Source organism: Pseudoxanthomonas sp. UC19_8 (assembly GCF_042700505.1).
Lineage (GTDB): Bacteria > Pseudomonadota > Gammaproteobacteria > Xanthomonadales > Xanthomonadaceae > Pseudoxanthomonas_A > Pseudoxanthomonas_A winnipegensis.
On the sequence record NZ_CP170559.1, the window covers coordinates 3,983,652 to 4,005,333 of the forward strand.

Annotated in this window: 17 protein-coding genes and 1 pseudogene; 13 read left to right on the forward strand and 5 right to left on the reverse strand. The window is 70.4% G+C overall.

Translation table 11 applies throughout. The features are described from left to right. Nucleotides 1–6 precede the first annotated feature (6 nt). Genes egtB through ACFJIT_RS17505 form a run of 3 tightly spaced genes read left to right on the forward strand, consistent with a single transcriptional unit; the run spans nucleotide 7 to nucleotide 2,557 of the window. A complete protein-coding gene (gene egtB / locus ACFJIT_RS17495; RefSeq protein WP_379654431.1) occupies nucleotides 7–1,299 on the forward strand; it encodes an ergothioneine biosynthesis protein EgtB in 1,293 nt (430 codons plus the stop codon). Beyond that, entirely contained in the window at nucleotides 1,296–2,282 is a 987-nt protein-coding gene (egtD, locus tag ACFJIT_RS17500; protein WP_379654432.1) for an L-histidine N(alpha)-methyltransferase, read from the forward strand. The genes egtB and egtD overlap by 4 nt, the downstream gene beginning before the upstream one ends. Then, nucleotides 2,279–2,557 (forward strand): DUF3253 domain-containing protein, encoded by a 279-nt coding sequence (locus ACFJIT_RS17505; protein ID WP_379654433.1) that lies wholly within the window; start codon nucleotides 2,279–2,281, stop codon nucleotides 2,555–2,557. Before egtD ends, ACFJIT_RS17505 begins: the two co-directional genes overlap by 4 nt. Nucleotides 2,558–3,033: 476 nt before the next feature. Here ACFJIT_RS17505 and ilvA read toward each other — a convergent pair whose 3' ends face one another. Then, nucleotides 3,034–4,578: a threonine ammonia-lyase, biosynthetic gene (gene ilvA / locus ACFJIT_RS17510; RefSeq protein ID WP_130524608.1), complete on the reverse strand. Its 1,545-nt coding sequence runs from the start codon at nucleotides 4,576–4,578 to the stop codon at nucleotides 3,034–3,036. A 231-nt stretch (nucleotides 4,579–4,809) separates the two neighbouring features. Continuing rightward, complete coding sequence (locus ACFJIT_RS17515; protein WP_379654434.1) at nucleotides 4,810–8,523, reverse strand: indolepyruvate ferredoxin oxidoreductase family protein; 3,714 nt, start codon at nucleotides 8,521–8,523, stop codon at nucleotides 4,810–4,812. Nucleotides 8,524–8,685: 162 nt separating this feature from the next. Here ACFJIT_RS17515 and ACFJIT_RS17520 point away from each other — a divergent pair, with 162 nt between their 5' ends. Together ACFJIT_RS17520 and ACFJIT_RS17525 are read left to right on the forward strand one after the other, a co-directional pair. After that, nucleotides 8,686–9,603 carry an AEC family transporter gene (locus tag ACFJIT_RS17520; protein WP_379654435.1) on the forward strand — a complete coding sequence of 306 codons (918 nt, stop codon included), beginning with the start codon at nucleotides 8,686–8,688 and terminating at the stop codon, nucleotides 9,601–9,603. A 42-nt stretch (nucleotides 9,604–9,645) separates the two neighbouring features. Further along, nucleotides 9,646–10,746 (forward strand): hypothetical protein, encoded by a 1,101-nt coding sequence (locus ACFJIT_RS17525; RefSeq protein ID WP_379654436.1) that lies wholly within the window; start codon nucleotides 9,646–9,648, stop codon nucleotides 10,744–10,746. Nucleotides 10,747–10,767: 21 nt separating this feature from the next. Here the strand turns inward: ACFJIT_RS17525 and ACFJIT_RS17530 are convergent, their stop codons facing one another. Continuing rightward, the gene (locus ACFJIT_RS17530; RefSeq protein ID WP_379654437.1) at nucleotides 10,768–11,544 is read right to left on the reverse strand and encodes a hypothetical protein; all 777 of its coding nucleotides are present in this window, start codon (nucleotides 11,542–11,544) and stop codon (nucleotides 10,768–10,770) included. A gap of 181 nt (nucleotides 11,545–11,725) precedes the next feature. Next, on the reverse strand, nucleotides 11,726–13,213 hold the full coding sequence (locus ACFJIT_RS17535; RefSeq protein WP_379654438.1) for an AAA family ATPase: 1,488 nt from the start codon (nucleotides 13,211–13,213) through the stop codon (nucleotides 11,726–11,728). A gap of 128 nt (nucleotides 13,214–13,341) precedes the next feature. Here ACFJIT_RS17535 and ACFJIT_RS17540 point away from each other — a divergent pair, with 128 nt between their 5' ends. The 8 genes and pseudogenes from ACFJIT_RS17540 to ACFJIT_RS17575 all read left to right on the forward strand — a co-directional run bounded on the left by ACFJIT_RS17540 (nucleotide 13,342) and on the right by ACFJIT_RS17575 (nucleotide 20,146). Further along, a complete protein-coding gene (locus tag ACFJIT_RS17540; RefSeq protein WP_130520805.1) occupies nucleotides 13,342–13,971 on the forward strand; it encodes a ParA family protein in 630 nt (209 codons plus the stop codon). A gap of 27 nt (nucleotides 13,972–13,998) precedes the next feature. Continuing rightward, nucleotides 13,999–14,475 carry a histidine phosphatase family protein gene (locus ACFJIT_RS17545; RefSeq protein WP_130520807.1) on the forward strand — a complete coding sequence of 159 codons (477 nt, stop codon included), beginning with the start codon at nucleotides 13,999–14,001 and terminating at the stop codon, nucleotides 14,473–14,475. Continuing rightward, on the forward strand, nucleotides 14,466–15,059 hold the full coding sequence (locus ACFJIT_RS17550; protein ID WP_379654439.1) for a YceI family protein: 594 nt from the start codon (nucleotides 14,466–14,468) through the stop codon (nucleotides 15,057–15,059). Before ACFJIT_RS17545 ends, ACFJIT_RS17550 begins: the two co-directional genes overlap by 10 nt. Beyond that, complete coding sequence (locus tag ACFJIT_RS17555; protein ID WP_379654440.1) at nucleotides 15,056–17,065, forward strand: phospholipase D family protein; 2,010 nt, start codon at nucleotides 15,056–15,058, stop codon at nucleotides 17,063–17,065. Before ACFJIT_RS17550 ends, ACFJIT_RS17555 begins: the two co-directional genes overlap by 4 nt. A 27-nt stretch (nucleotides 17,066–17,092) precedes the next feature. Beyond that, the gene (locus ACFJIT_RS17560; RefSeq protein ID WP_130520809.1) at nucleotides 17,093–17,524 is read left to right on the forward strand and encodes a hotdog fold thioesterase; all 432 of its coding nucleotides are present in this window, start codon (nucleotides 17,093–17,095) and stop codon (nucleotides 17,522–17,524) included. A 91-nt stretch (nucleotides 17,525–17,615) separates the two neighbouring features. Continuing rightward, a pseudogene (locus ACFJIT_RS17565) lies at nucleotides 17,616–18,411 on the forward strand (lysophospholipid acyltransferase family protein). A 32-nt stretch (nucleotides 18,412–18,443) separates the two neighbouring features. Beyond that, nucleotides 18,444–19,472, forward strand: a complete 1,029-nt coding sequence (locus tag ACFJIT_RS17570; RefSeq protein ID WP_130520892.1) for a YheT family hydrolase — start codon at nucleotides 18,444–18,446, stop codon at nucleotides 19,470–19,472. A 59-nt stretch (nucleotides 19,473–19,531) separates the two neighbouring features. Further along, complete coding sequence (locus ACFJIT_RS17575) at nucleotides 19,532–20,146, forward strand: YbhB/YbcL family Raf kinase inhibitor-like protein (protein WP_379654441.1); 615 nt, start codon at nucleotides 19,532–19,534, stop codon at nucleotides 20,144–20,146. 697 nt (nucleotides 20,147–20,843) lie between these two features. Here the strand turns inward: ACFJIT_RS17575 and ACFJIT_RS17580 are convergent. Next, nucleotides 20,844–21,638, reverse strand: a complete 795-nt coding sequence (locus tag ACFJIT_RS17580; protein WP_379654442.1) for an undecaprenyl-diphosphate phosphatase — start codon at nucleotides 21,636–21,638, stop codon at nucleotides 20,844–20,846. Nucleotides 21,639–21,682 lie beyond the last annotated feature (44 nt).

The window sequence follows — 21,682 nt, forward strand, 5'->3', positions numbered from 1 at the left end:
GGGCCCATGCATGCCCTCCCACCCCGCCAGGCGCATCGCGACCGCGACGCGCGGTCGCAGACGCTGCTGTCCGCGTTCCAGACCATGCGCGCCCTCACCGCCCGGCTGGCCGCGCCGCTCAGCGCCGAGGACGCGATGGTGCAGAGCATGGACGACGCCAGTCCGGCCAAGTGGCATCTGGCGCATACGACCTGGTTCTTCGAGCGCTTCGTGCTGGGCGCCGACGCGGGCTATCGCGCCTTCGACCCGGCCTGGGACTACCTGTTCAACAGCTACTACAACAGCGTCGGGCCGATGCATGCGCGCCCGCGCCGCGGGATGCTGTCGCGACCGACGCTGGCGCAGGTGCGCGCCTATCGCGCGGCGGTCGAGGAGGCGCTGTGCGCGCGGCTGCAGGCGCGCGCACTGGACGATCAGGCGCTGGACATCGTGCAGCTCGGCATCCAGCACGAACAGCAGCACCAGGAGCTGCTGCTGACCGACATCCGCCACGCGCTGTGGAGCAACCCGCTGCAGCCGGCCTATCGCGCGGATCTGCCCGCGCCGCGCGCCGCAGGCGCGCCGCTGCGCTGGTGCGCGCGCGAGGAACAGATCGCCCAGATCGGCGCGGCGCCCTGGCCGCAGGCGCAGGACTTCGCCTACGACAACGAATCGCCGCGCCATCGCACGCTGGTGGCCGCGCACGCCCTGGCCAGCCGTCCGGTGAGCAATGCCGAGTTCGCCGCCTTCGTCGACGACGGCGGCTATCGCACGCCGGCGCACTGGCTCAGCGACGGCTGGGCGACGGTGCGCGGCCGCGACTGGCAGCGCCCGCTGTACTGGCACGAGGACGGCGCGCGCGAGTTCACCCTGGGCGGCTGGCGTGAGCGCGATCCCGATGCGCCGGTCAGCGGCCTGAGCCTGTTCGAGGCCGACGCCTTCGCCCGCTGGGCCGGCGCGCGCCTGCCGACCGAGGCCGAGTGGGAACTGGCCGCCACCGGCGTTCCGGCCGAAGGCCATTTCGTCGAGGACGACCTGTTACATCCGCGCTCGCAGCCCGGCACCGACACCGGCCTGTCGCAGCTGTTCGGCGATGTGTGGGAATGGACCAGCAGTGCCTACCTGCCGTATCCCGGCTTCGCGCCGTGGCCCGGCGCGCTGGGCGAATACAACGGCAAGTTCATGAATGCCCAATGGGTGTTGCGCGGCGGCAGCTGCGCCACTTCGCGCACGCATATCCGCGCCAGTTACCGCAATTTCTTCCCCTCCGACGCGCGCTGGCAGTACGCCGGCATGCGCCTTGCCAAGGACCTGCCTTGAACGCTGCCGCCTGCGCCATGACCCGCGCCCGTGACGCGCTGACCGACCTGCGCCCCAAGCCCGACGACATCACCGCCGACGCGCTGGAGAGCCTGTCGCGCGATCCCAAGACGCTTCCGTCCAAGTACTTCTACGATGCGGAGGGCTCGCGCCTGTTCGAGGCGATCACGCATCTGCCCGAGTACTACCTGACCCGCACGGAGCTGGCCCTGCTGGAGCAGCGCCTGCCTTCCATCGCCCAGGCCATCGGCCCGGGCGCGCACGTGGTCGAGTACGGCAGCGGCAGCGGCCGCAAGACCGAGCTGCTGCTCGAACACCTGCACGCCCCGGTGGCCTACACGCCGGTGGAAATCTCGCGCACGGCGGTGGTGCAGGCCACAGCGCGCCTGTCCGAGCACTTCCCCGCGATCGAGATGCTGCCGGTGTGCGCGGACTTCACCCGGCCGCTGGACCTGCCGCAGAGCGCGCGGCCGGCGCAGCGCACGGTGATGTTCTTCCCCGGCTCGACCCTGGGCAACTTCACCGACGAGGCCGCGCAGGCCTTGCTGGACGGGATGCGCCAGACGATGGGGCCGGGCGGCTGCGCCTTGGTCGGTATCGACCTGGACAAGGATCCGGCGCTGATCGAGGCCGCCTACAACGATGCCGCCGGGATCACGGCGGCCTTCACCCTCAACCTGCTGGCGCGGCTCAACCGCGAGATCGGCAGCGATTTCGACGTGGATGCGTTCGCCCATCGCGCCGTCTACGTGCGCGAGCGGCTGCGCATCGAGACCTTCCTGGTCAGCCAGCGTGCGCAGACCGTGCAGGTGGGCGGGCGGCGTTTTGACTTCGCGCAAGGTGAGGCCATGCAGGTCGAGTACAGCCACAAGTACACCGATGCGCGCTTCGCCCAGCTGGCCGTGCGCGCGGGGCTGAAGGTGACCCACGGCTGGAACGACGCCCGCGACTGGTTCGGCCTGCGCCTGCTGCAGCCGCTGTGACCGCGCCCGACGCACCGGCGTGCGTCGAGGCGACGATCCTGCGGCTGCTGGCCGAGCGCGAGGCGCTGGCCTCGATCTGCCCGTCCGAAGTGGCGCGCGCCCTGGGCGATGACGAGGCCGCCTGGCGCGCGCTGATGCCCGCGGTGCGCCAGGCCGCCGCGCACCTGGCGCAGGCGCAGCGGATCGTGGTCACCCAGCGGCATCGCCGCGTGCGGATCGAGGAAGCCAAGGGCCCGGTGCGCCTGCGCCGCGGCGAACGCTTCGACACGCCCTAGGCCTCGTCTCTCGCGGCGTGCGCCTGCTGCAGCCGCTCTGACCGCACCCGACGCACCGGCATGTGTCGGAGAGACGATCCTGCGCTCGCTAGCCGAGCGCAAAGCGCAGGCCTCGATCTGCTTCTGCCCCCTCCCTTTCGCGAAGCGAAGGGGAGGGCTGGGGAGGGGTTGGCTGTTGCTGTTGCTCGTGCTCGTGCCAACAGCAACCGCAAAAGCACCCCCTCCCAACCTCCCCCTTGCGCTGCGCGCAAAGGGGAGGGGCAAGAGCGGTGTTCGCAGCAGCGCATACCGCGCTGCCCCGGCAGCCGCCGATTGCAGCAAGCTCGCGGGCCTCTGCCCCTCCCTTTCGCGAAGCGAAGGGGAGGGCTGGGGTGGGGTTAGCTGTTGCCGTTGCCGTTGCTCGTGCCTGTGCCAACGGCAACAGCACCCCTCCCAACCTCCACCCGCGCTGCGCGCAACGGGGAGAGGCAGGGGCGCTACTTGCGCAGGAACAGCCGGTACACCGGGTTGTCGGTCTCTTCCACGCAGGGGTAGCCCAGCGTGTCCAGGAAGCGGGCGAAGGCGGCGTTGTCCTTGGCCGGCACCTGCAGGCCGACCAGGGTGCGCGCGTAGTCGGCGCCCTGGTTGCGGTAGTGGAACAGGCTGATGTTCCAGCTCGGCTTGAGCAGGGTCAGGAACTTGAGCAGCGCACCGGGCCGCTCGGGGAACACGAAGCGCAGCAACCGCTCGTCCTGGGCCAGCGTCGAGTGCCCGCCCACCATGTGCCGCACGTGTTCCTTGGCCAGCTCGTCGAAGGTCAGGTCCAGCGTGGCGAAGCCGTGGCGCTGGAAGTTGGCCGCGATCTTCGACGACTCGCCCTTGCCGTGCGTGGTCAGGCCGACGAACACATGCGCCTGCGCCGCGTCGCTGATGCGGTAGTTGAATTCGGTGACGTTGCGCGGCCCGCCCGGCAGCTGGTCGACCAGTTCGCAGAAGCGCAGGAAGCTGCCGCGCTCCTCCGGGATGGTGACCGCGAACAGCGCCTCGCGCTCCTCGCCGACCTCGGCGCGCTCGGCGACGAAGCGCAGGCGGTCGAAGTTCATGTTGGCCCCGCACAGGATCGCCGCGTAGGTGGCGCCCTTGGTCTTGTGCGTGGCCACGTATTGCTTGATCGCCGCCACCGCCATCGCGCCGGAGGGCTCGACGATGCCGCGCGTGTCGACGAAGACGTCCTTGATCGCCGCGCAGACCGCGTCGGTGTCGACCACGACGAACGCGTCCACCAGGCCGCGGGCGATGCGGAAGGTTTCCCGGCCGACCTGCTTGACCGCCGTGCCGTCGGCGAACAGGCCGACCTCGGTCAGCGCCACGCGCTTGCGCGCCTTGACCGAGCGGACCATCGCATCGGAGTCGGCCATCTGCACGCCGATCACCTTGATCTCCGGGCGCAGGGCCTTGATGTAGTTGGCCACGCCCGAGATCAGCCCGCCGCCGCCGACCGCCACGAACACCGCATCCAGCGGACCGGGATGCTGGCGCAGCAGCTCCATGGCGATGGTGCCCTGGCCGGCGATCACGTCTGGGTCGTCGAAGGGGTGGACGAAGGTCAGGCCCTGCTGCTGTTCCAGCGTCACCGCATGGGTATAGGCATCCGAATAGCTGTCGCCATGCAGCACCACCTCGCCGCCCAGCGCCTTGACCGCGTCGATCTTCAGCCGCGGCGTGGTCACCGGCATCACGATCACCGCGCGCGTGCCCAGCCGGTGCGCGCCCAGCGCCACGCCCTGAGCATGGTTGCCGGCCGAGGCGCAGATCACCCCGCGCTGCAGCTGTTCGGGACTCAGATGCGCCATCTTGTTGTAGGCGCCGCGCAGCTTGAAGCTGAAGACCGGCTGCTGATCCTCGCGCTTGAGCAGCACCTTGTTGTGCAGCCGCTGGCTGAGAATGCGCGCCGGCTCCAGCGGTGTCTCGACGGCCACGTCGTAGACGCGCGCGGTGAGGATTTTCCTGAGGTAATCGGCAGGCTTGAGCGGTGCGGTCATAGGGCCGCCATGCTACAGCGCGCGTTAGGTTTGCTGGGGCTTGGTTGCGGTTGGAAGCATTGGCCGCCGCAGCATCTTTTGCTTCCGTGGGAGCCACCATGGCGGCCCGCGCCTGTAGAGCGGAGCTCGCTCCGCTGGGGCCTTCCCCACGACCGAACGAAGGGCAGCGGAGCAAGCTCCGCTCTACAAGGGATCTGGGGAGACCGTGGCTTCCACCGGAGTAGAAGACCCTCAGGCCGCCTGCACGATCGGGATGGCCTTCGGGTTGCGCCACTGGGCCAGCAGCTGCGCCTCCTGCGCCCGGGCTGCGTGCAGGTGGCGCTCCTTGATGTGGCCATAGCCGCGAATCTGCTCGGGCAGGCTGGCGATGCGCACGGCCAGCGGCAGGCGCTCGGCGTCGAGCGTGTCCAGCAGGCTGGCCACCGTGCGGCGGTAGTCCTCGATCAGCTGGCGCTCCGTGCGCCGCTCGGCGGTGCGGCCGAACACGTCGAACACGCCGCCGCGCAGGAACTTCAGCCGGGTCAGCACGCCGAACGCGCGCAGCATCCACGGCCCGTAGGCGCGCTTGACCAGCTCGCCCCTGGCGTTGCGCTTGGCCAGCAGCGGCGGGGCCAGGTGGAACTGCAGGGTGTAGTCGCCTTCGAACTGCTGTTCGAGCTGACGCTTGAATTCCCCGCTGGTGTACAGCCGCGCGACCTCGTACTCGTCCTTGTAGGCCATCAGCTTGAACAGATAGCGCGCCACCGCCTCGGTCAGCGCTGTCGAGCCGGGCGCCCGGGCGCTCTCGGCCTCGCGCACCCGGGAGACGAAGTCGGCATAGCGCGCCGCGTAGGCGGCGTCCTGATAGTCGATGAGGAAGGCGCTGCGGCGCGCGATGGCCTCGTCCAGGGTGCGCGACAGGCGCGCGTCGTCCAGCGGCAGCAGCACCACACCGTCGGCCGTGGCCGCGGCGGTGTCGGGCAGGCCGCGCACGCTGCGCGCGTTGTCGGGATTGCGCGGCGCGCTGGTGGCGCCCCACTCGGTGCCCTCCCAGTCGCCCGGCGGCAGCACGCGCAGGTTGCGCGGCACGTGCTCCTCGCGGGTCTCGGTGTTGCGCACCAGGCCGGCGGCCTGCTGCACGGCGGGCAGATCGACCGCGGCCAGGCGGCCCCAGGCGAAGGCGCTCTTGTTCATCTCGATGGCCGCGCCGTTGAGCTCGATGGCGCGCATCAGCGCCTCGAACGCGATCGGCACCAGCCCCTGCTGCCAGGCATAGCCCAGCATGAACAGATTGGTGGCGATGGCATCGCCCAGCAGCGCGGTGGCCAGCTGGGTGGCATCGAGCAGCAGCGGGTCGCGTCCGCCCAGGGCGACGTTGACCCCGGCGATGATCTCGGCCGCGGGGAACTGCATGTCCGGATGCGTGGTGAAGGTGCCGGGCATGGCCTCATAGGTGTTGAGCACCACCTGCGCGCGTTCGCCGCGCACCTTGGACAGCACCCAGTAGTCGTTGACCACCACCATGTCGCAGCCCAGCACCAGGTCGGCCTCGCCGGCGGCGATGCGCACGGCGTGCAGGTCCGCAGGCCGGCGCGCCAGGCGCACATGGGTGGTGACCGCGCCGCCCTTCTGCGCCAGCCCGGTCTGGTCGAGCACGCTGGCGCCCTTGCCCTCCAGGTGCCCGGCCATGCCCAGCAGCGCGCCTATGGTCACCACGCCGGTGCCGCCGACGCCGGTGATCAGGATGTTCCAGGGCTCGCCCAGGTCGGATTTGAACGCCGGCGCCGGCAGCGCCTCGAGCAGCGCGGAGGCCTCGCTGCGCTGGCCCTTGCGCGGCCGGCCGCCGTGCACGGTGACGAAGCTGGGGCAGAAGCCCGACACGCAGGAATAGTCCTTGTTGCAGTTGGACTGGTCGATGGCGCGCTTGCGGCCGAACTCGGTTTCCTTGGGCAGCACCGACACGCAGAAGCTCTTCTGACCGCAGTCGCCGCAGCCCTCGCACACCAGCGAATTGATCATCACCCGCTTGGGCGGATCGACGAGCTTGCCGCGCTTGCGGCGGCGGCGCTTCTCGGTGGCGCAGGTCTGCTCATAGATCAGCACCGACACGCCGCGCACCTGGCGCAGGCGCGCCTGCACGCTGTCCAGCTCGGCGCGGTCGTGGAATTCGGTGTCCGGCGGGAACAGGTCGCGCCGTCGCGACCACTTGGCGATCTCGTCGGACACCAGCACGAGGGTCTGCACACCCTCGGCGCGCATCTGCGCGGCGATGTCCGGCACGCTCAGCGGACCATCGACGGGCTGGCCGCCGGTCATGGCGACCGCGTCGTTGTAGAGGATCTTGTAGGTGATGTTGACGCCGGTGGCGATCGACTGGCGGATGGCCAGCGAGCCGCTGTGGAAGTAGGTGCCGTCGCCCAGGTTTTGGAACACATGCTCGGTCGCGGTGAACGGCGCCTGCCCCGACCAGGTGACGCCTTCGCCGCCCATGTGGGTGAAGGTGTCGGTGCTGCGGTCCATCCAGGTGACCATGTAGTGGCAGCCGATGCCGCCCATCGCGCGCGCGCCCTCTGGCACGACGGTGGAGGTGTTGTGCGGGCAGCCGCTGCAGTAGTGCGGCACGCGCGGGAAGCTGGCGCGCGGCAGGGCCATCTCGGCTTCCTTGGCCTCCATCCAGCGCAGGCGCTGTTCGATCGATTCGGTCCTGGCGAAGCGCAGGATGCGCGCGCCGATCACGCCGGCGATGGTGGCCGGGGTCAGCTCGCCGGTGGAGGGCAGGATCCAGGCGCCGGCCTCGTCGTACTTGCCCACGATGCTGGGGCGCGCGCCGGCGCTGGCCGGCCAGTTGTAGAACAGCTCCTTCATCTGCCGCTCGATGAAGGCCTTCTTCTCCTCCACCACGACGATGTCCTCCAGCCCGCGCGCGAAGGCGGTGATGCCGATCGGCTCCAGCGGCCAGCTCATGCCGACCTTGTAGACGCGGATGCCGATGTCGCGGCAGGCCGCCTCGTCCAGGCCCAGGTACTCCAGCGCCTGCAGCACGTCCAGGTAGCTCTTGCCGGTGGTGACGATGCCCAGCCGCGCGCGCGGCGAGTCCAGCACCACCCGGTCGATCTGGTTGGCGCGAGCGAAGGCCTGCGCGGCGGCCACCGCGTAGCGATGCAGGCGCATCTCCTGGTCCAGCGGCGGATCGGGCCAGCGGATGCTCAGCCCGCCGGCCGGCATGGTGAAGTCTTCCGGCAGCACGATCCGCAGCGCGAACGGATCCACGTCCACCGAGGCCGAGGACTCCACGGTCTCGGCGATGGTCTTGAAGCCGATCCAGCGCCCGGTGTAGCGGCTCATCGCCCAGCCGACCAGGCCCAGGTCGAGGATGTCCTGCACGCCGGCCGGGTTGAGCACCGGCATCATCGCGCTGACGAACTCTTCCTCGCTGCCGTGCGGCAGGGTCGAGCTGCGGCAGGCGTGGTCGTCGGCGGCCAGCGCCAGCACGCCGCCCAGCGGCGAGGTGCCCGCCGCGTTGGCGTGCTTGAACACATCGCCGCTGCGGTCCACGCCCGGGCCCTTGCCGTACCACATGCCGTACACGCCCGCGACGGTGGCGCCCGGGAACAGCTTGGTCTGCTGCGTGCCCCACAGCATGGTGGCGGCCAGGTCCTCGTTGAGGCCGGGCTGGAACTTCACCTTGGCCGCGTCCAGGTGCCGGCGCGCGCGCCACAGCTCCAGGTCGAAGCCGCCCAGCGGGCTGCCGCGATAGCCGCTGACGAAGCCGGCGGTGTTCAGGCCGGCCGCGTCGTCGCGCAGGCGCTGCATCAGCGGCAGCCGCACCAGCGCCTGCACGCCGGACAGGTAGATGCGCCCGTCGGTGCGCGTGTACTTGTGCTCCAGGGTGTAGTCGGTATCCAGCGTGGCCAGCGCCGGCGTGTCGGCGGACGAGGGCGAGGTGAGTTCTGCGGTGCTGGTCATGGGCTGGCCCGGTGGAAAGCGGCGTGGCGTGCGCGTGGCGATGGGCCTGGCGCGGCGGCAGTCTACAACCGCCTCGGTGCCGGCCTCATTTGGCGTTGCGGCAGGCGCGTTGCGACAATGCGCCCGATCCACGCTCTCGCGCCTGTCCGCGCAAGGAAACGCATGGCCTTCGATGCCTTCGCCCTGATCCTGGCCATGCTGGCCCTGGGGCTGCTGTTCGCGCGGCTGCGCCTGTTCCCGGAAGGGGCGGCGCATGTGCTCAATCTGGTGGTGCTCTACGTCTGCCTGCCGGCGGCGGTGCTGACCTTCGTGCCGCGCCTGCACCTGGATCCTTCGCTGCTGGGCCTGATGCTGACGCCGTGGATCCTGATGGGCGCGGTGTACGGGCTGGTCGCTATCGCCGGACGCGCCTTGAAGCTGGCGCGCAGCGAACAGGCCGCGCTGCTGATCTGCGTGGGCTTCTCCAATTCCAGCTTCATCGGCTATCCGATGGTGCGGGCGCTGCTGGGCGACCATGCGCTGCCCTATGCGGTGGTGTACGACCAGTTCGGCACCTTCCTGATGCTGTCCACGCTCGGCATCGTGATCCTGGCGCGCTACTCGGGCGAGACGCCGCCGGGGGCCAGGCAGCTCGTCCTGCGGGTGGTGAAGTTCCCGCCGCTGTGGGCGCTGGTGTTCGCCGTCACGCTGATGCCCGCCGCGCCGCCGGCCTGGATCGCCAGCGGCCTGCAGCGCCTGGCCGATGCGATGCTGCCGCTGGTGATGCTCTCGGTCGGCCTGTCGATCCAGCTGCGGCTGCCGCGCCATGAACTCAAGCCGCTGGCCGTGGGCCTGGCGCTGCGCCTGCTGGTGATGCCGGCGCTGGCCATTCCACTGTCCTACGCCTTCGGTCTGCGTGGCCAGCTGTTCCAGGTCAACGTGCTCGAGTCGGCCATGCCGACCATGATCACCGCCGCCGCGCTGGCCATCTCGCACAACCTGGCCCCGCGCCTGTGCGCGGCGCTGACCGGTTACTCCATCGTCCTGTCGCTGGCCACGCTGCCTTTGCTGTCCTGGCTGTTGCCGCACCTGGCGCCTTGAGGCGTGTCATCCTCAAGGTCGGGTTTTCAGGGACGAACCGACATGCGCCGCTTTGCTTTCGCCGCCGTTCTGCTGCTGGCCTTTCAGGTGCTCCCGGTCCGTGCGCAGGCGCAGGCCGCGGCCGACCAGACCGCGTTCGAGCAGCGCTTCAAGGCCTGGCAGGCGCAGTACGACCAGGCCCTGCAGCTGCACCTGCGCGGCGTGGCCTCCAGCGGCCAGGCGCGCGATCTCTATGCCGCCGCCGTGCTGTGGCCCCGCGACGAGGCCGACGCACGGCAAGGCACGGGCAAGCCGCCTGTCGCCGGGATCGACGAGCCCGGTGTCTGGATGCAGGCCGCGCTCGACGCGCGGCCGCGCGATGCGCTGGTCGCACGCTTCGAGGCGATGGGATGCCCCGGGGCCAACGTGCAATGCGACGCGGCCGGCGCGCTGGCGTTCCTGCAGCGCGAGGAAGGCGACAACCTGTTCGTGCAGCTGCTCACCTTCATCGAGGCCCAGCAGCGCGGCGATGCCAAGGCAGCGGCCAGGGCCTGGCGCGCGGCCACGCAGGCGACGCGCTACGACGCGATGCAGATCGAGTTCGGCGGTCTGTTGGCCAACGCGGTCTCCGGCATGCCGGTGCCGCCGATGGATGCATCGCTGCGCCAGGCGCTCGCGGCGCAGACCGGTATACCCGATGGCTCGCAACTGGCGGACTGGCCCAGGTTCAACGTGCTGACCATGCTGGCGACGCGGCCGATCCCCAGTCTGGGCGTGGTCACCCGCTACTGCGATGAAACGCACACCCACGACGACCGCGAACGCTGGGACGATTGCAAGTCGGTGTTCGCGCTGATGGCGCGCGATGGCAGCGACCTGATCACCCGCATGATCGGCACCGCCCTGATGACGCGCCTGACGGCGGACACCCCGCAGGAACTGCGCTGGCGCGAGGAGCGGCGGCAGTTGCAATGGCTCCTGGCTGAAGCGTCCCGCCTCCGGTCATCGTCGACGGGCGAGGTCCCGATGGACACCTATCTCGACTGGGAGCTGCGCGACGGCGAGATCATCGCTTTGCAGCGCCTGCTGGAAGCCAACCACCGGCCGCTCACTCCGCCCGCGGGCTGGACCTCGACCAGGGCGACAGCGGCGAGGGCGCAGTAGCGCCCTCCACGCCGCCGTTCTTCAGGCGGCCGCCATCTCCTGAGGTTGCGCCTGCGTCGGGACGGCGGGTGTGCGCTGGGACATGCACTGGCGGATCGCCGCCGTGACCCGCTCGAACACCGAGGCCGGGATGGCCAGCATCACCAGTTCGGCACCCAGTTGGGTGGCGGCGTCGCCGCGCTGTCCCTGATGCCAGGCGGTCAGGTCGAGCAGGGCGGCCATGTTCAGGCGCTGCTCGGCCCCGGAGGGATCGCGCAGCTCGGGCGCGGCGTGCTCGCACACCAGCGCGACCACCGTGTCGCGGAAATCGCCGTCGCGGCCGAACAGGTCGGCAAAGCAATGCAGGTCGACCACGCGCGCGAAGCGGGCCACGGCCGCGTCGGTGGCGCGTTCGACCACGGTGAACGCCTCCAGGCCCTGGCGATGCGCCGCGCGCTGGCGCACCCAGGCATAGCGCGAGCGGCCCAGCCGATAGCGCACCCAGCGCAGTGGCGCCAGCGTGTCCAGCGCGCGGTACAGCAGGCTCTTGCGCTGCCACGGCGCGCGCGGAACCAGGCTGAAGGGCGGGAAGCCGGACAGCAGCTTGCGCGCGACGGGGATGGGCAGGCGCACGGCGACTTCCTGCGCCAGCACCTGCACTTCGATGTGGCTGGCGCGCGCGGTGGCGGGCACCTGGCGCGCCAGATCGAGCACGGCGACGCGGCCGTCGGCCTGCTGATGCCGCGCGATCAGCTCGGCGGCCACCTGCGAGGGCGTGGCCTCCTCGCAGGTCTGGGGGTGGGGAAGGGAGTGTTCCATGGACTACGGGGCCGTTCCGTCGGGATCCGTGAGACCCCTGAGCCTACGGCAGCGCGGCCCTTGCGACAAGCGACAAGTATTTGAAATTACAGGGAAATGAGTGAGGATTGGTAGCGTCTTCGACGCGGTTCACCCCACCTGGGCCCAGCGGCGCGCCTGGCCGCCGTCGCGCACCCGCGCCTCAGTGTGCCGGCACGGTGCGGCCGCGGGCCCAGTCGCGCAGCGCCTGGACCTGCTCGGCCATCAGCACCGAGAGCGGGCGGGTGGTGCGGATCTCGCGCATCAGGCCGTCGGTGTCCAGGGCGCGGCCCTCGGCGTGTGCGGTGTACAGGCCCGAGACGATGGCCTGCTCGATCTCGGCGCCGGAGAAGCCGTCGCTGGCCGCGGCCAGCGCAGGCAGGGCGAAGTCCTCGGCCACCAGCCTGCGTCGGCCCAGATGCAGCCGCAGCAGCTCGACCCGCGTGTCGGCGTCGGGCAGGTCGACGAAGAAGATCTCGTCGAAGCGTCCCTTGCGCAGCAGCTCCGGCGGCAGTTCGTGGACCTGGTTGGCGGTGGCCACGACGAACACCGGCGCGCTGCGCTCGGCCATCCAGATCAGCAGGCTGCCGAGCACGCGCCGGGACACGCCGCCATCCTCGCCGCTCCCGCTGCTGGCCAGGCCCTTCTCGATCTCGTCGATCCACAGCACGCACGGCGCCAGCTGCTCGGCCGCAGCCAGCGCCTTGCGCAGGTTCTTCTCCGTCTCGCCGTGGTACTTGTCGTACAGCGCGCCCATGTCCAGGCGCAGCAGCGGCACGCCGAACCCGGCCGCGGTGGCCTTGGCCAGCATCGACTTGCCGCAGCCCTGCACCCCCAGCAGCAGCATGCCGCGCGGCGGGTCCAGGCCCGGCGGCGGCGTGGTGGAGGCGAACACGCTGCGGCGCTGGGCGATCCAGCGCTTGAGCCGGTCGGCGCCGGCCACCTCGTCCAGCCGCGTGCCGTCGTATTCGTACTGCAGCTGGCCGCCGCGGCCGAGCAGCTCGAACTTCAGCCTGGCCAGCTGCGGCAGATCGCCGGGGCCGAGCACGCCGTCGTCGTAGATCAGGTGGCGCGCGATGCGCCGCGCGTCGACCAGGTCCAGCCCGGCCAGGTTGCGGATGATCTGCTGGGCCGCGGCGGTGTCCACCTCGACCCGCCGCCCGCCGTTCTCGGCCGGGTAGGCGGCCACTTCCTCGCGCAGCATCTTCAGCAGCGCGGCCGCGGCGGGCAGGCGCGGGCTGAAGCGCACCGCCAGCGGCTCGAGCGTTTCCGGCAGCTCGACCCGGGCGCCGACCAGCACCACCACGTGCGGCTGGCAATGGCGGCGCTGGACGATGTCGCGCAGCTGGCGCTGGTGGCCGGCGTATTCCAGATACGGGGCGAAGTCGAGCAGCAGGTAGACGCCGCGCTGCTCGGCCGCCTTGATCGCCTGCAGGGCCGCACCGGCCTCGGGCGCGCCTTCGGCCGCATCCTCGCGGTCCATGTCCAGCCGGCGCAGGCCCTCGGTGGCCGACCAGCGATAGAGCGCGCGCCAGACCTGGGCCAGGGACTGGCGGAACAGGTCCACCACCCGCGCCTCGTCCTGGGTCTCGATGACGATCAGCGGCGTTCCGGCGCGGATCAGCGCGGTCAGGTCCTTCAGCTCGCTCATGGGCACTCCTTGCGGGGCGAGCGAACATAGCAGAGCCAACCCTCGCCACGGGCCGGAGGCCGGCTGGTGGCTTTCACGGCCGACGGTGTACGCTCCGGCTTCCCGGACGAGTGCGAAGGCGTGAGCGCATGAAGACCATCCTGGTCGCCAGTTCCAAGGGCGGTGCGGGCAAGACCACGGTGGCCACCAACCTGGCCGCGTATTACGCCCTGCAGGGCCAGCGCACGGTCCTGGTGGACGCCGATCCCCAGGAATCGGCCACGCGCTGGGCCCAGCGCCGCGCCGAGCTCCCCAGCGCCGTGCTGCCGCTCAGCGGCACCGGCAAGAAGTGGGCGTCCAGGCTGCCGGCCGACACCCAGACCGTGATCGCCGACGGCCGCGCCGGCGCCATGGCCGATGAACTGGAAGCGCTGCTGGACGCCGCCGATGCGGTGGTGGTGCCGGTGCTGCCTTCGGGCCTGGACATCGAGGCCACCGTCGGCTTCCTCAACTCGCTGTCCAAGGTCCCGCGCGTGCACAAGCGCAAGCTGCCGGTGGGCCTGGTCCTCAACCGCGCCAAGCCCTGGACCCACACCGCCCAGCAGGCGCTGGAGATGATGGGGGAATGGCCGTATCCGGTGGTCGCCACCCTGCGCGATACCCAGGCCTATGTGGTCATGGCCGGGCTGGGGCGCAGCCTGTTCGATTACCACTCCCTGCAGGTGCGCGATCACCAGCAGGACTGGCAGCCGCTGCTCGCCTGGCTGGATGCGGTCTGATCACGCAGCCCCCGATAAGGTCGACCCATGCGTGAACTCATCCTCCTGCGCCATGCCCATGCCGAGCCCGCCCTGCCCGGCCAGTCCGATTTCGACCGCCCGCTGGCCCCGCACGGCCAGGCCGAGGCCGAGGCGGCCGGCCGCTGGATCAAGGATCAGCGGCTGATCCCCGACCGCGTGCTGTGCTCGCCCGCGCGCCGCACCCGCGAGACGCTCGAAGCGGTCCTGGCCACCACCGGCTACGTCGAACAGCGCCTGGAACAGGCCATCTACGAGGCCACCGCCGGCACCCTGATCGGCCTGGCCGATGCGCACCGCGATGTCGACCGCCTGCTGCTGCTGGGCCACAACCCCGGGCTGGAACAGCTGGCGGCGCTGCTGCACAGCGGCAGCACCAGCGACTATCGCGGCATGCCCACCGGCTCGGTGGTCGTGCTGACCTTCGCCGAGGACGGCCCGATCGAACCGGGCGCGGCGAGCCTGTCGGCGTTCTGGTGGCCGTGAAGGCGAAGGCCTGGATCCGGTTCTGTCTCGGCGCCGGGCTGACCCTCTGCACCGCCGCCGCCGCGCAGTCGCGCACCATGCCGCTGGACAAGCAGCACACGCGGCTGGGCTTCGCGCTGTCCACGCGCTGGGGGCAGACGCTGGAAGGCAACTTCCCGCGCTACGACGGGGTGGTGCACGTGCTGCCCGACGGCCGACACCAGGTGACTCTGCACATGTACACGGCCGACGTGCAGATCGGCGACCATACGCGCTATGCGCAGTGGGCGCGGGGCAGCGCGTTCTTCGATGCGGAAAAATGGCCGGAAGTGGTGTTCGTGTCCTACCCCTATGACAGTGCGGTGCTCAAAGGCGGCGGCCAGCTCGAGGGTGAGCTGGTGATCCGCGGCATCCGCCGCCCGGAGACCCTCACGGTCACGCCCGAGCCCTGTGCGCGCCCTGGCGTGGACTGCGATGTGGTGCTGTCCGGCGAGGTGCGCCGCAGCGACTACGACATGGACGGCTTCCGGCTGGCGCTCAGCGACAAGGTGCAGTTCCTGCTGCGCGCGCGCGTGCAGGCATCGGAGCGGGAGCCCAAACCTTGAGGAAGCTGTTGGGGGCCTTCGCCCTGCTGCTGTCCCTGCTGGGCAGCGGCTGCGCCAGCCTGTCCCAGGCCGATCATGCACGCGCGGTGCAGATCGCCCAGGCCGCCCGTTCGCAGGTGATCGATTGCCAGGGCGCCAACGCCTGCGCCGAGCCCTCAGCGCTGCGCGATCTGGCCGACAAGGCGCGCGCCGATTCCACGCCCAAGGTGCCGCGCCACTACGCGCTGCTGCTGGACCGCGGCGAGGACTCGCTGCTGGCGCGGCTCAACCTGATCCGCTCCGCGCGCCACAGCATCGACGTGCAGACCTACATCTTCGACACCGACGACAGCGCGCGGCTGGTGCTGGACGAGCTGCTGGCCGCGGCGCGCCGCGGCGTGCAGGTGCGGGTGCTGATCGACCAGCTCACCGCCATCCCGAACCTGGACATGCTGGCGGCGCTGTCCGGCGCGCACCGCAACTTCGCCCTGCGCCTGTACAACCCAACCTTCAACCAGGCCGTGCCTGGCTACCTGGACTATGCGGCCAGCGTGGTGTGCTGCTTCCGGCGCTTCAACCAGCGCATGCATACCAAGCTGCTGTTGGTGGACGATGCGGTCGGCATCACCGGCGGGCGCAACTACCAGGACGACTATTACGACTGGGATTCGGAATACAACTTCCGCGACCGCGACGTGCTGATCGCAGGCCCGGAAGGCGCGGACATGGGGCGCAGCTTTGACCAGTTCTGGGAGGCGCCGCGCAGCATCCCGGCCGAGCGGCTCAGCGATGTCGGCCGTACGCTGCTCGAGAAAGGCGTGCCGCCGATGCCGCCGGAGGCGTTCAAGCGCCCCGACCGCGTCGCCGACATGGGCGCCGACGCCAGCGACCCGGAGGTGATCCAGCAGCGCCTGGTCGACCGCGCGCTGGAAGTGGGCACGGTCAGCTATGTGGCCGACACCCCGCGCAAGCATCGCGCCGATGATCCCGAGACCGCCGCGCCCTCGGACTGGGAGTTGGGCACGCTGCTGACCCGCGCGCAGGACGAGATCCTGATGCAGACGCCGTACCTGATCATGTCCAAGCAGGCAAAGCGCTTCTTCAAGGGCCTGCGCACGCGGCCGGTGCCGCCGGCGGTGGTGGTGTCCACCAACAGCCTGGCCGCCACCGACAATCCGATCGTGTATTCGGTGTCGGCCAAGTACAAGCGCATGTATTTGCGCGAGCTCGGTTTCCAGCTCTACGAATACAAGCCGTTCCCGGCCGATGCGCCGGTGGACGTCGCCACGCTGCTGCCGGTGCCGCCGGTGGCGCTGCCCGGGCAGGAACCGGCACCGATGCCCGAGCAGGACGTGCCGCGCAGCACCGCCATCCGCACCTCGATGCCCGGCAGCCGGCCCTTCGGCATGGTGGACCGCGACGAGCAGCAGGATCGCGCCACGCGCCGCGCGCGCGAACGCAACCGCGTGGACCGCCGCCTGCAGCGCGCCGAGGGCCGGCCCTCGTTCCTGAGCAAGGGTCCGCACAGCGACCCGCTGCCGCTCAAGCGCGCCGGCGTGCGCATGGGCCTGCATGCCAAGTCGATGGTGATCGACGACGACATCGCGGTGATCGGCACGCATAACTTCGACCCGCGCTCGCTCGACTACAACACCGAGGCGGTGGTGGTGATCCCCAACCGCGCCTTCGCCCAGCAGCTGGAGCAGAGCATCCGCCGCGACATCGAGCCGGAGAACTCCTGGGTGATCGCGCCTCGGCCCAAGCCGGGCGTGTTCTCGGGCATCAACTACAGCCTGGACAAGGTGTCCTCGGCGTTGCCGGTGTTCGACATCTGGCCCTGGCGCTATGCCACCAGCTACGAGTTCGTGCCCAGCGAACAGTGCCCGGGCCCGCTGCCGGTCAAGGATCCGATGTTCCACGCCTGCTACAAGTCGGTGGGCGACTTCCCCGAGGTGAGCATCGGGCCCAAGCGGCTGTACGCGCGCATCCTGATCGCCTTCGGCGCCGGCCTGGTGCCGATCCTCTGACGCTTCACGTTTTAGAAGGACACTGCCATGACTTTCCGCGTCCCCGTCGATATCGACGCGCTCAATGCCATGTCGGCCGGCAACCTGGTCGGCCACCTGGGCATCGTCATCACCGAGGCCGGCCCGGACTGGCTGCGCGGCACCATGCCCGTGGCCGCGCACACCCACCAGCCGTTCGGCCTGCTGCACGGCGGCGCCTCGGTGGTGCTGGCCGAGACGCTGGGCAGCCTGGCCGGCGGCCTGAGCGTGCTCGATCCCGAGCGGCACGCCGTGGTCGGCCTGGAGATCAACGCCAACCACATCCGCGGCGAGCGCGCCGGCACCGTCACCGGCACCGCGCGCGCGATCCACATCGGCCGCAGCACCCAGGTCTGGGACATCCGCATCGAGAACGAGCGCGGCAAGCCGGTGTGCGTCTCGCGCCTGACCCTGGCGGTGGTGCCCAAGCCGGCGGCCTGATCGGCCGCGCGGGCGGCGCGCCGGCCCGGCGCAACGCTGCTTCCGGCCGGCTGTTGTAGCCGGCCCCGGACCCATCCGGTATCTTGCCCGGATGAGTCCGTCCCCCTCTCTGGCGCCTGCTGCCCCCGGTGCCGGCCGCGCCTTCCGCTATCTGCTCCGCACGCCGCTGCTGGTGATCCATCTGCTGGTCATGCTGCCGCTGCTGCTGCTGGCCATGGTGCCGCTGTGGGCCGGCCTGCCGCTGCGCGGGCGCACGGTCAAGCAGTTCTCCGTCGAGCACTGGTCGGCCGCGCTGATGCGCATCTTCGGTTTCCGCCTGCGTCGCAGCGGCACGCCGCTGCAGGGGGCGGTGATGTTCGTCTCCAACCACGTCAGCTGGGTGGACATCGAGATGGTGCACAGCCAGCGCATGGTCGGCTTCGTGGCCAAGCAGGAGATCCGCGGCTGGCCCGTGGTGGGCTGGCTGGCGCAGCGCGGGGAGACGATCTTCCACCAGCGCGGCAGCACCGAGTCGCTGGGCGGGGTGATGGAGGCGATGCTGGAGCGGCTGAAGGAAGGCCGCCCGGTGGCGGTGTTCCCGGAAGGCCGTACCCGCGACGGCAGCGAGGTCGGCCCGTTCCACGCGCGCATCTTCCAGCCGGCGGTCGAGGCGGCCGTGCCGGTGCAGCCGGTGGCCCTGCGCTACGGCGTGCGCGGCGATGCGCAGCGGGTGGTGGCCTTCGGCCCGCATGAGAGCTTCTTCGCGAACTTTCTACGCCTGTTGGGCGAACCTTCGCGCGTGGCCGAGATCTGCTTCCTCGAACCCATCTTCCCCGACCAGGGTCCAGGGCCGTCGGCAGATCGCCGACACCGCCCGGGCGCGCATCGTCGCGGCGATGGAGGCCTGAGCATGCTGGGCTTCGGCGCACGCGCGGGCCTGATGGGCGCCTCCCTGGCGCCGGCGCAGTCCGACGTGGGCCAGGCGCCGGTCAGCGCCAGCAGCTACGCGCCGCCGCGCTGGCTGCGCAACGCGCATCTGCAGTCGATCCTGAGTTCGAGCGACCTGCGCCGCCGGCGCGGTCTGCGCCGGCTGCAGGCGATGGGCGCGGTCAGCACCGAGCACATCTTCGACGGCGGCGCCGGCGTGCGCCTGCAGGGCTGGCACAGCATCGTGCCGGGCATGGAGGTGCGTGGCCTGGCGCTGCTGCTGCACGGCTGGGAGGGCAGTTCGGAATCCAGCTACATGCGCATGACCGCCGCCAGCCTGCTGGAGGCCGGCTATGAGGTGGTGCGGCTGAATTTCCGCGACCACGGCCAGACCCACCACCTCAACGAAGACATCTTCCACTCCTGCCTGCTGCCCGAGGTGCTGCACGCGGCCTGCGACGTGGCGCAGCGGTTCCCGTCGCGGCCGATGGTCGCGGCCGGTTACTCGCTCGGCGGCAACTTCGCGCTGCGGGTGGCGCTGCGCGCGCCGGCGTTCGGGCTGCCGCTCAAGGCCGTGGCCGCGGTGTGCCCGGTGCTGGACCCGCAGTCCACGCTGACCGGGATGGAGCAGGGCCTGCCGCTGTACCACTGGTACTTCCAGCGCAAGTGGCGCCATTCGCTGGAGATCAAGCGCCAGCTGTTCCCCGAGCGCCATGTCTACGACGACACGGTGCTGTCGTTGAGCGTGCGCGAGCTGACCCGCTGGATGGTCGAGCACGAGACCGACTTCGGCACGCTGGAGAACTATCTGGACGGCTATTCCATCGCCGGCAACCGGCTGGCCGAGATGACCGTGCCGGCGCACATCCTGATGGCCCAGGACGATCCGGTGATTCCCTTCGCCGACTTCGCCCGCTGGCAGCTGCCGGCCAGCGTGGCGCTGGAAGTGGCGCGCTGGGGCGGCCATTGCGGCTTCATCGAGAACGCGCACTGCGACGGGTTCGGCGAGCGCTGGGTGACCGATCGGCTCACCCGCGACTAGCGTCCGCGCCGCGCCCGGCGCGCCGTCTTCCCAGCTTCCCTTCGATACGGAGACTTGCCATGCGCATCCATAGCGACAGTTTCGCCAACGGCGCCCCGATCCCGGCCGAGTTCGCCGGCGGCGACGCCCAGGGCTTCGCGCCCGACCGCAATCCGCACCTGGCCTGGGAGCAGGCGCCGGCCGGCACGCACAGTTTCGCGCTGCTCGTGGTCGATCCGGACGTGCCGACGGTGCCGGAGACCACCAACCGCGATGACATGGAGGTGCCGGCCGACCAGCCGCGGCAGGACTTCTATCACTGGGTAATGGTCGACATCCCGGCCCAGGTGCAGGCGCTGGCCGCGGGCAGCTGCGCCGACGGTTTCGTTGCCGGCGGCAAGCGCACGCCTGATGGTCCGTCCGGCGCGCGCCAGGGGCTGAACGACTACACCGGCTATTTCGAGGGTAATGCGCAGCTGGCCGGGCAGTACTTCGGCTACGACGGGCCTTATCCGCCGTACAACGATGCACGCCTGCATCACTACCATTTCCGGTTGTACGCGCTGGACCTGGAGCGCGTGCCGGTGGAGGGCGCGTTCACCGGGCAGGACGTGCTGAAGGCGATCGAAGGCCATGTGCTGGGACAGGCCGAGTGGGTCGGCACCTACACGCTCAACCCCAAGCTGGCGGGCTGAGCTGTCTGCGTCTGTTGCGAAGAATGTTCTTCTCTCGAGTGACAGGTCGCGGCGCCTGGCGTTCTTGGCTTCGGCAGGGCAGCGGTCCGGCGGGCGGTGGCCGCTTGTCCCTCAATCAGGGCATCCTGCCCTGATTCGGGCGCTCGGCTTCCTGCCTCGCTAGGCGCGGCCCCCGCCCGCCGGACCGCTGCCTCGCGCGTCAGGTTGTAGGGCTTCGGTTTGCGCAGCCGCTCGAGACACTTGCCTACGCGCACAACGCGATCAGTGCCGGGAAATGATCGACTTGAGGCCCCCTCCCTTGCGCGCAGCGCAGGGGAGGGGTCGGGGCTTTCCCGGGCAAGCCACAGAAGCGAAGAGCAACAGCACCCCACCCCGGCCCTCCCCTTCGCCTACGGCGAAAGGGAGGGGGCACAGCGCTTGCGCAATGCCTTCGTTGGAAGAAGTCCTGATCTGCACGCTCGCGTAGCCTCGACCCGGCCTGGCGCGCGGAGAGCGGGCCATGGATGGCCCGCGGCGGCGAGTCCGCCAGGGATTGCGGACCGAGCCGAGGAGCCGTGCCCGGCCGGGTCGAGGCTGGTCGGCGAAGTGAGCTCAAGCCTCAGCGCTCATGTCATCAACAGATCTGGGTGATGCACTCAGGCAAGAACAAAAAAAGCCCGCGCATCGCGCGGGCTTTTCGTTCCATCGGTTGCCGCGCTCAGGCGCCGCTGGGCAGGAACAGCAGCAGGGCCACGCCCAGCACGATGCGGTACACCGCAAAGCCGGTGTAGCGGTGGGACTTGATGAAGCCCAGCAGCCAGCGCACCACGATGAAGCCGGTCACCGCCGCGGCCAGGAAGGCCACCGCCACCGCGGTCCAGTCGACCTGGCCCAGCTGTCCGTCCTTGGCCAGCTCCAGGAAGGTGTAGCCGCTGGCGGCGAACATGGTCGGGATGCCGACCAGGAAGGCGAATTCGGTCGCCGACGAGCGCCGGCTGGTGCCGGCCAGCATCGCGATGAAGATCGCCGCGGCCGAGCGCGAGGTGCCGGGAAACACGCCGGCCACCACCTGCGCCAGGCCGACCAGCACGGCCACCGTCCAGGTCACGTTGGGGCTGTCGCCGCGGCGCTCGGCTAGGCGTTCGGCCACGATCATCCAGAGGCCGCCGATGATCAGCGCCCAGGCCACCGGGGTCACCGTCTCGGGCAGCGCCCAGCCCAGCTTGCGCACCGCCAGGCCCACCACCGCGGTCACCAGGAAGGCGGTGCCGAGCTTGAACATGTAGTCGCGCTGGACCGGATCGCGCCAGCCCAGCGCCAGGCTCACCAGCCGCTGCCGAAACACCAGCACCACCGCGATGATCGCGCCGGCCTGGATGACGATGTTGAAGAAATCGGTCTGCCGCGGCAGCCAGTGCTGTGCGATCAGCAGGTGCCCGGTGCTGGAGATGGGCAGGAATTCGGTGAGGCCTTCGAGGATGCCGAGCAGCAGCGCGGCCAGGAGTTCGGACATGGGACAGGGCGCAACGTGGGGGAGGCCGAAGCATAAGGCGAATC

Coding starts and splice junctions, on each gene's coding strand:
- ACFJIT_RS17575 (WP_379654441.1), top strand. CDS start 19,532: ATGCGCATCCATAGCGACAGTTTCGCCAACGGCGCCCCGATCCCGGCC.
- ACFJIT_RS17525 (WP_379654436.1), top strand. CDS start 9,646: ATGCGCCGCTTTGCTTTCGCCGCCGTTCTGCTGCTGGCCTTTCAGGTG.
- ACFJIT_RS17560 (WP_130520809.1), top strand. CDS start 17,093: ATGACTTTCCGCGTCCCCGTCGATATCGACGCGCTCAATGCCATGTCG.
- ACFJIT_RS17520 (WP_379654435.1), top strand. CDS start 8,686: ATGGCCTTCGATGCCTTCGCCCTGATCCTGGCCATGCTGGCCCTGGGG.
- egtB (WP_379654431.1), top strand. CDS start 7: ATGCATGCCCTCCCACCCCGCCAGGCGCATCGCGACCGCGACGCGCGG.
- ACFJIT_RS17570 (WP_130520892.1), top strand. CDS start 18,444: ATGGGCGCCTCCCTGGCGCCGGCGCAGTCCGACGTGGGCCAGGCGCCG.
- ACFJIT_RS17540 (WP_130520805.1), top strand. CDS start 13,342: ATGAAGACCATCCTGGTCGCCAGTTCCAAGGGCGGTGCGGGCAAGACC.
- ACFJIT_RS17535 (WP_379654438.1), bottom strand. CDS start 13,213: ATGAGCGAGCTGAAGGACCTGACCGCGCTGATCCGCGCCGGAACGCCG.
- ACFJIT_RS17515 (WP_379654434.1), bottom strand. CDS start 8,523: ATGACCAGCACCGCAGAACTCACCTCGCCCTCGTCCGCCGACACGCCG.
- ilvA (WP_130524608.1), bottom strand. CDS start 4,578: ATGACCGCACCGCTCAAGCCTGCCGATTACCTCAGGAAAATCCTCACC.
- ACFJIT_RS17545 (WP_130520807.1), top strand. CDS start 13,999: ATGCGTGAACTCATCCTCCTGCGCCATGCCCATGCCGAGCCCGCCCTG.
- ACFJIT_RS17580 (WP_379654442.1), bottom strand. CDS start 21,638: ATGTCCGAACTCCTGGCCGCGCTGCTGCTCGGCATCCTCGAAGGCCTC.
- ACFJIT_RS17530 (WP_379654437.1), bottom strand. CDS start 11,544: ATGGAACACTCCCTTCCCCACCCCCAGACCTGCGAGGAGGCCACGCCC.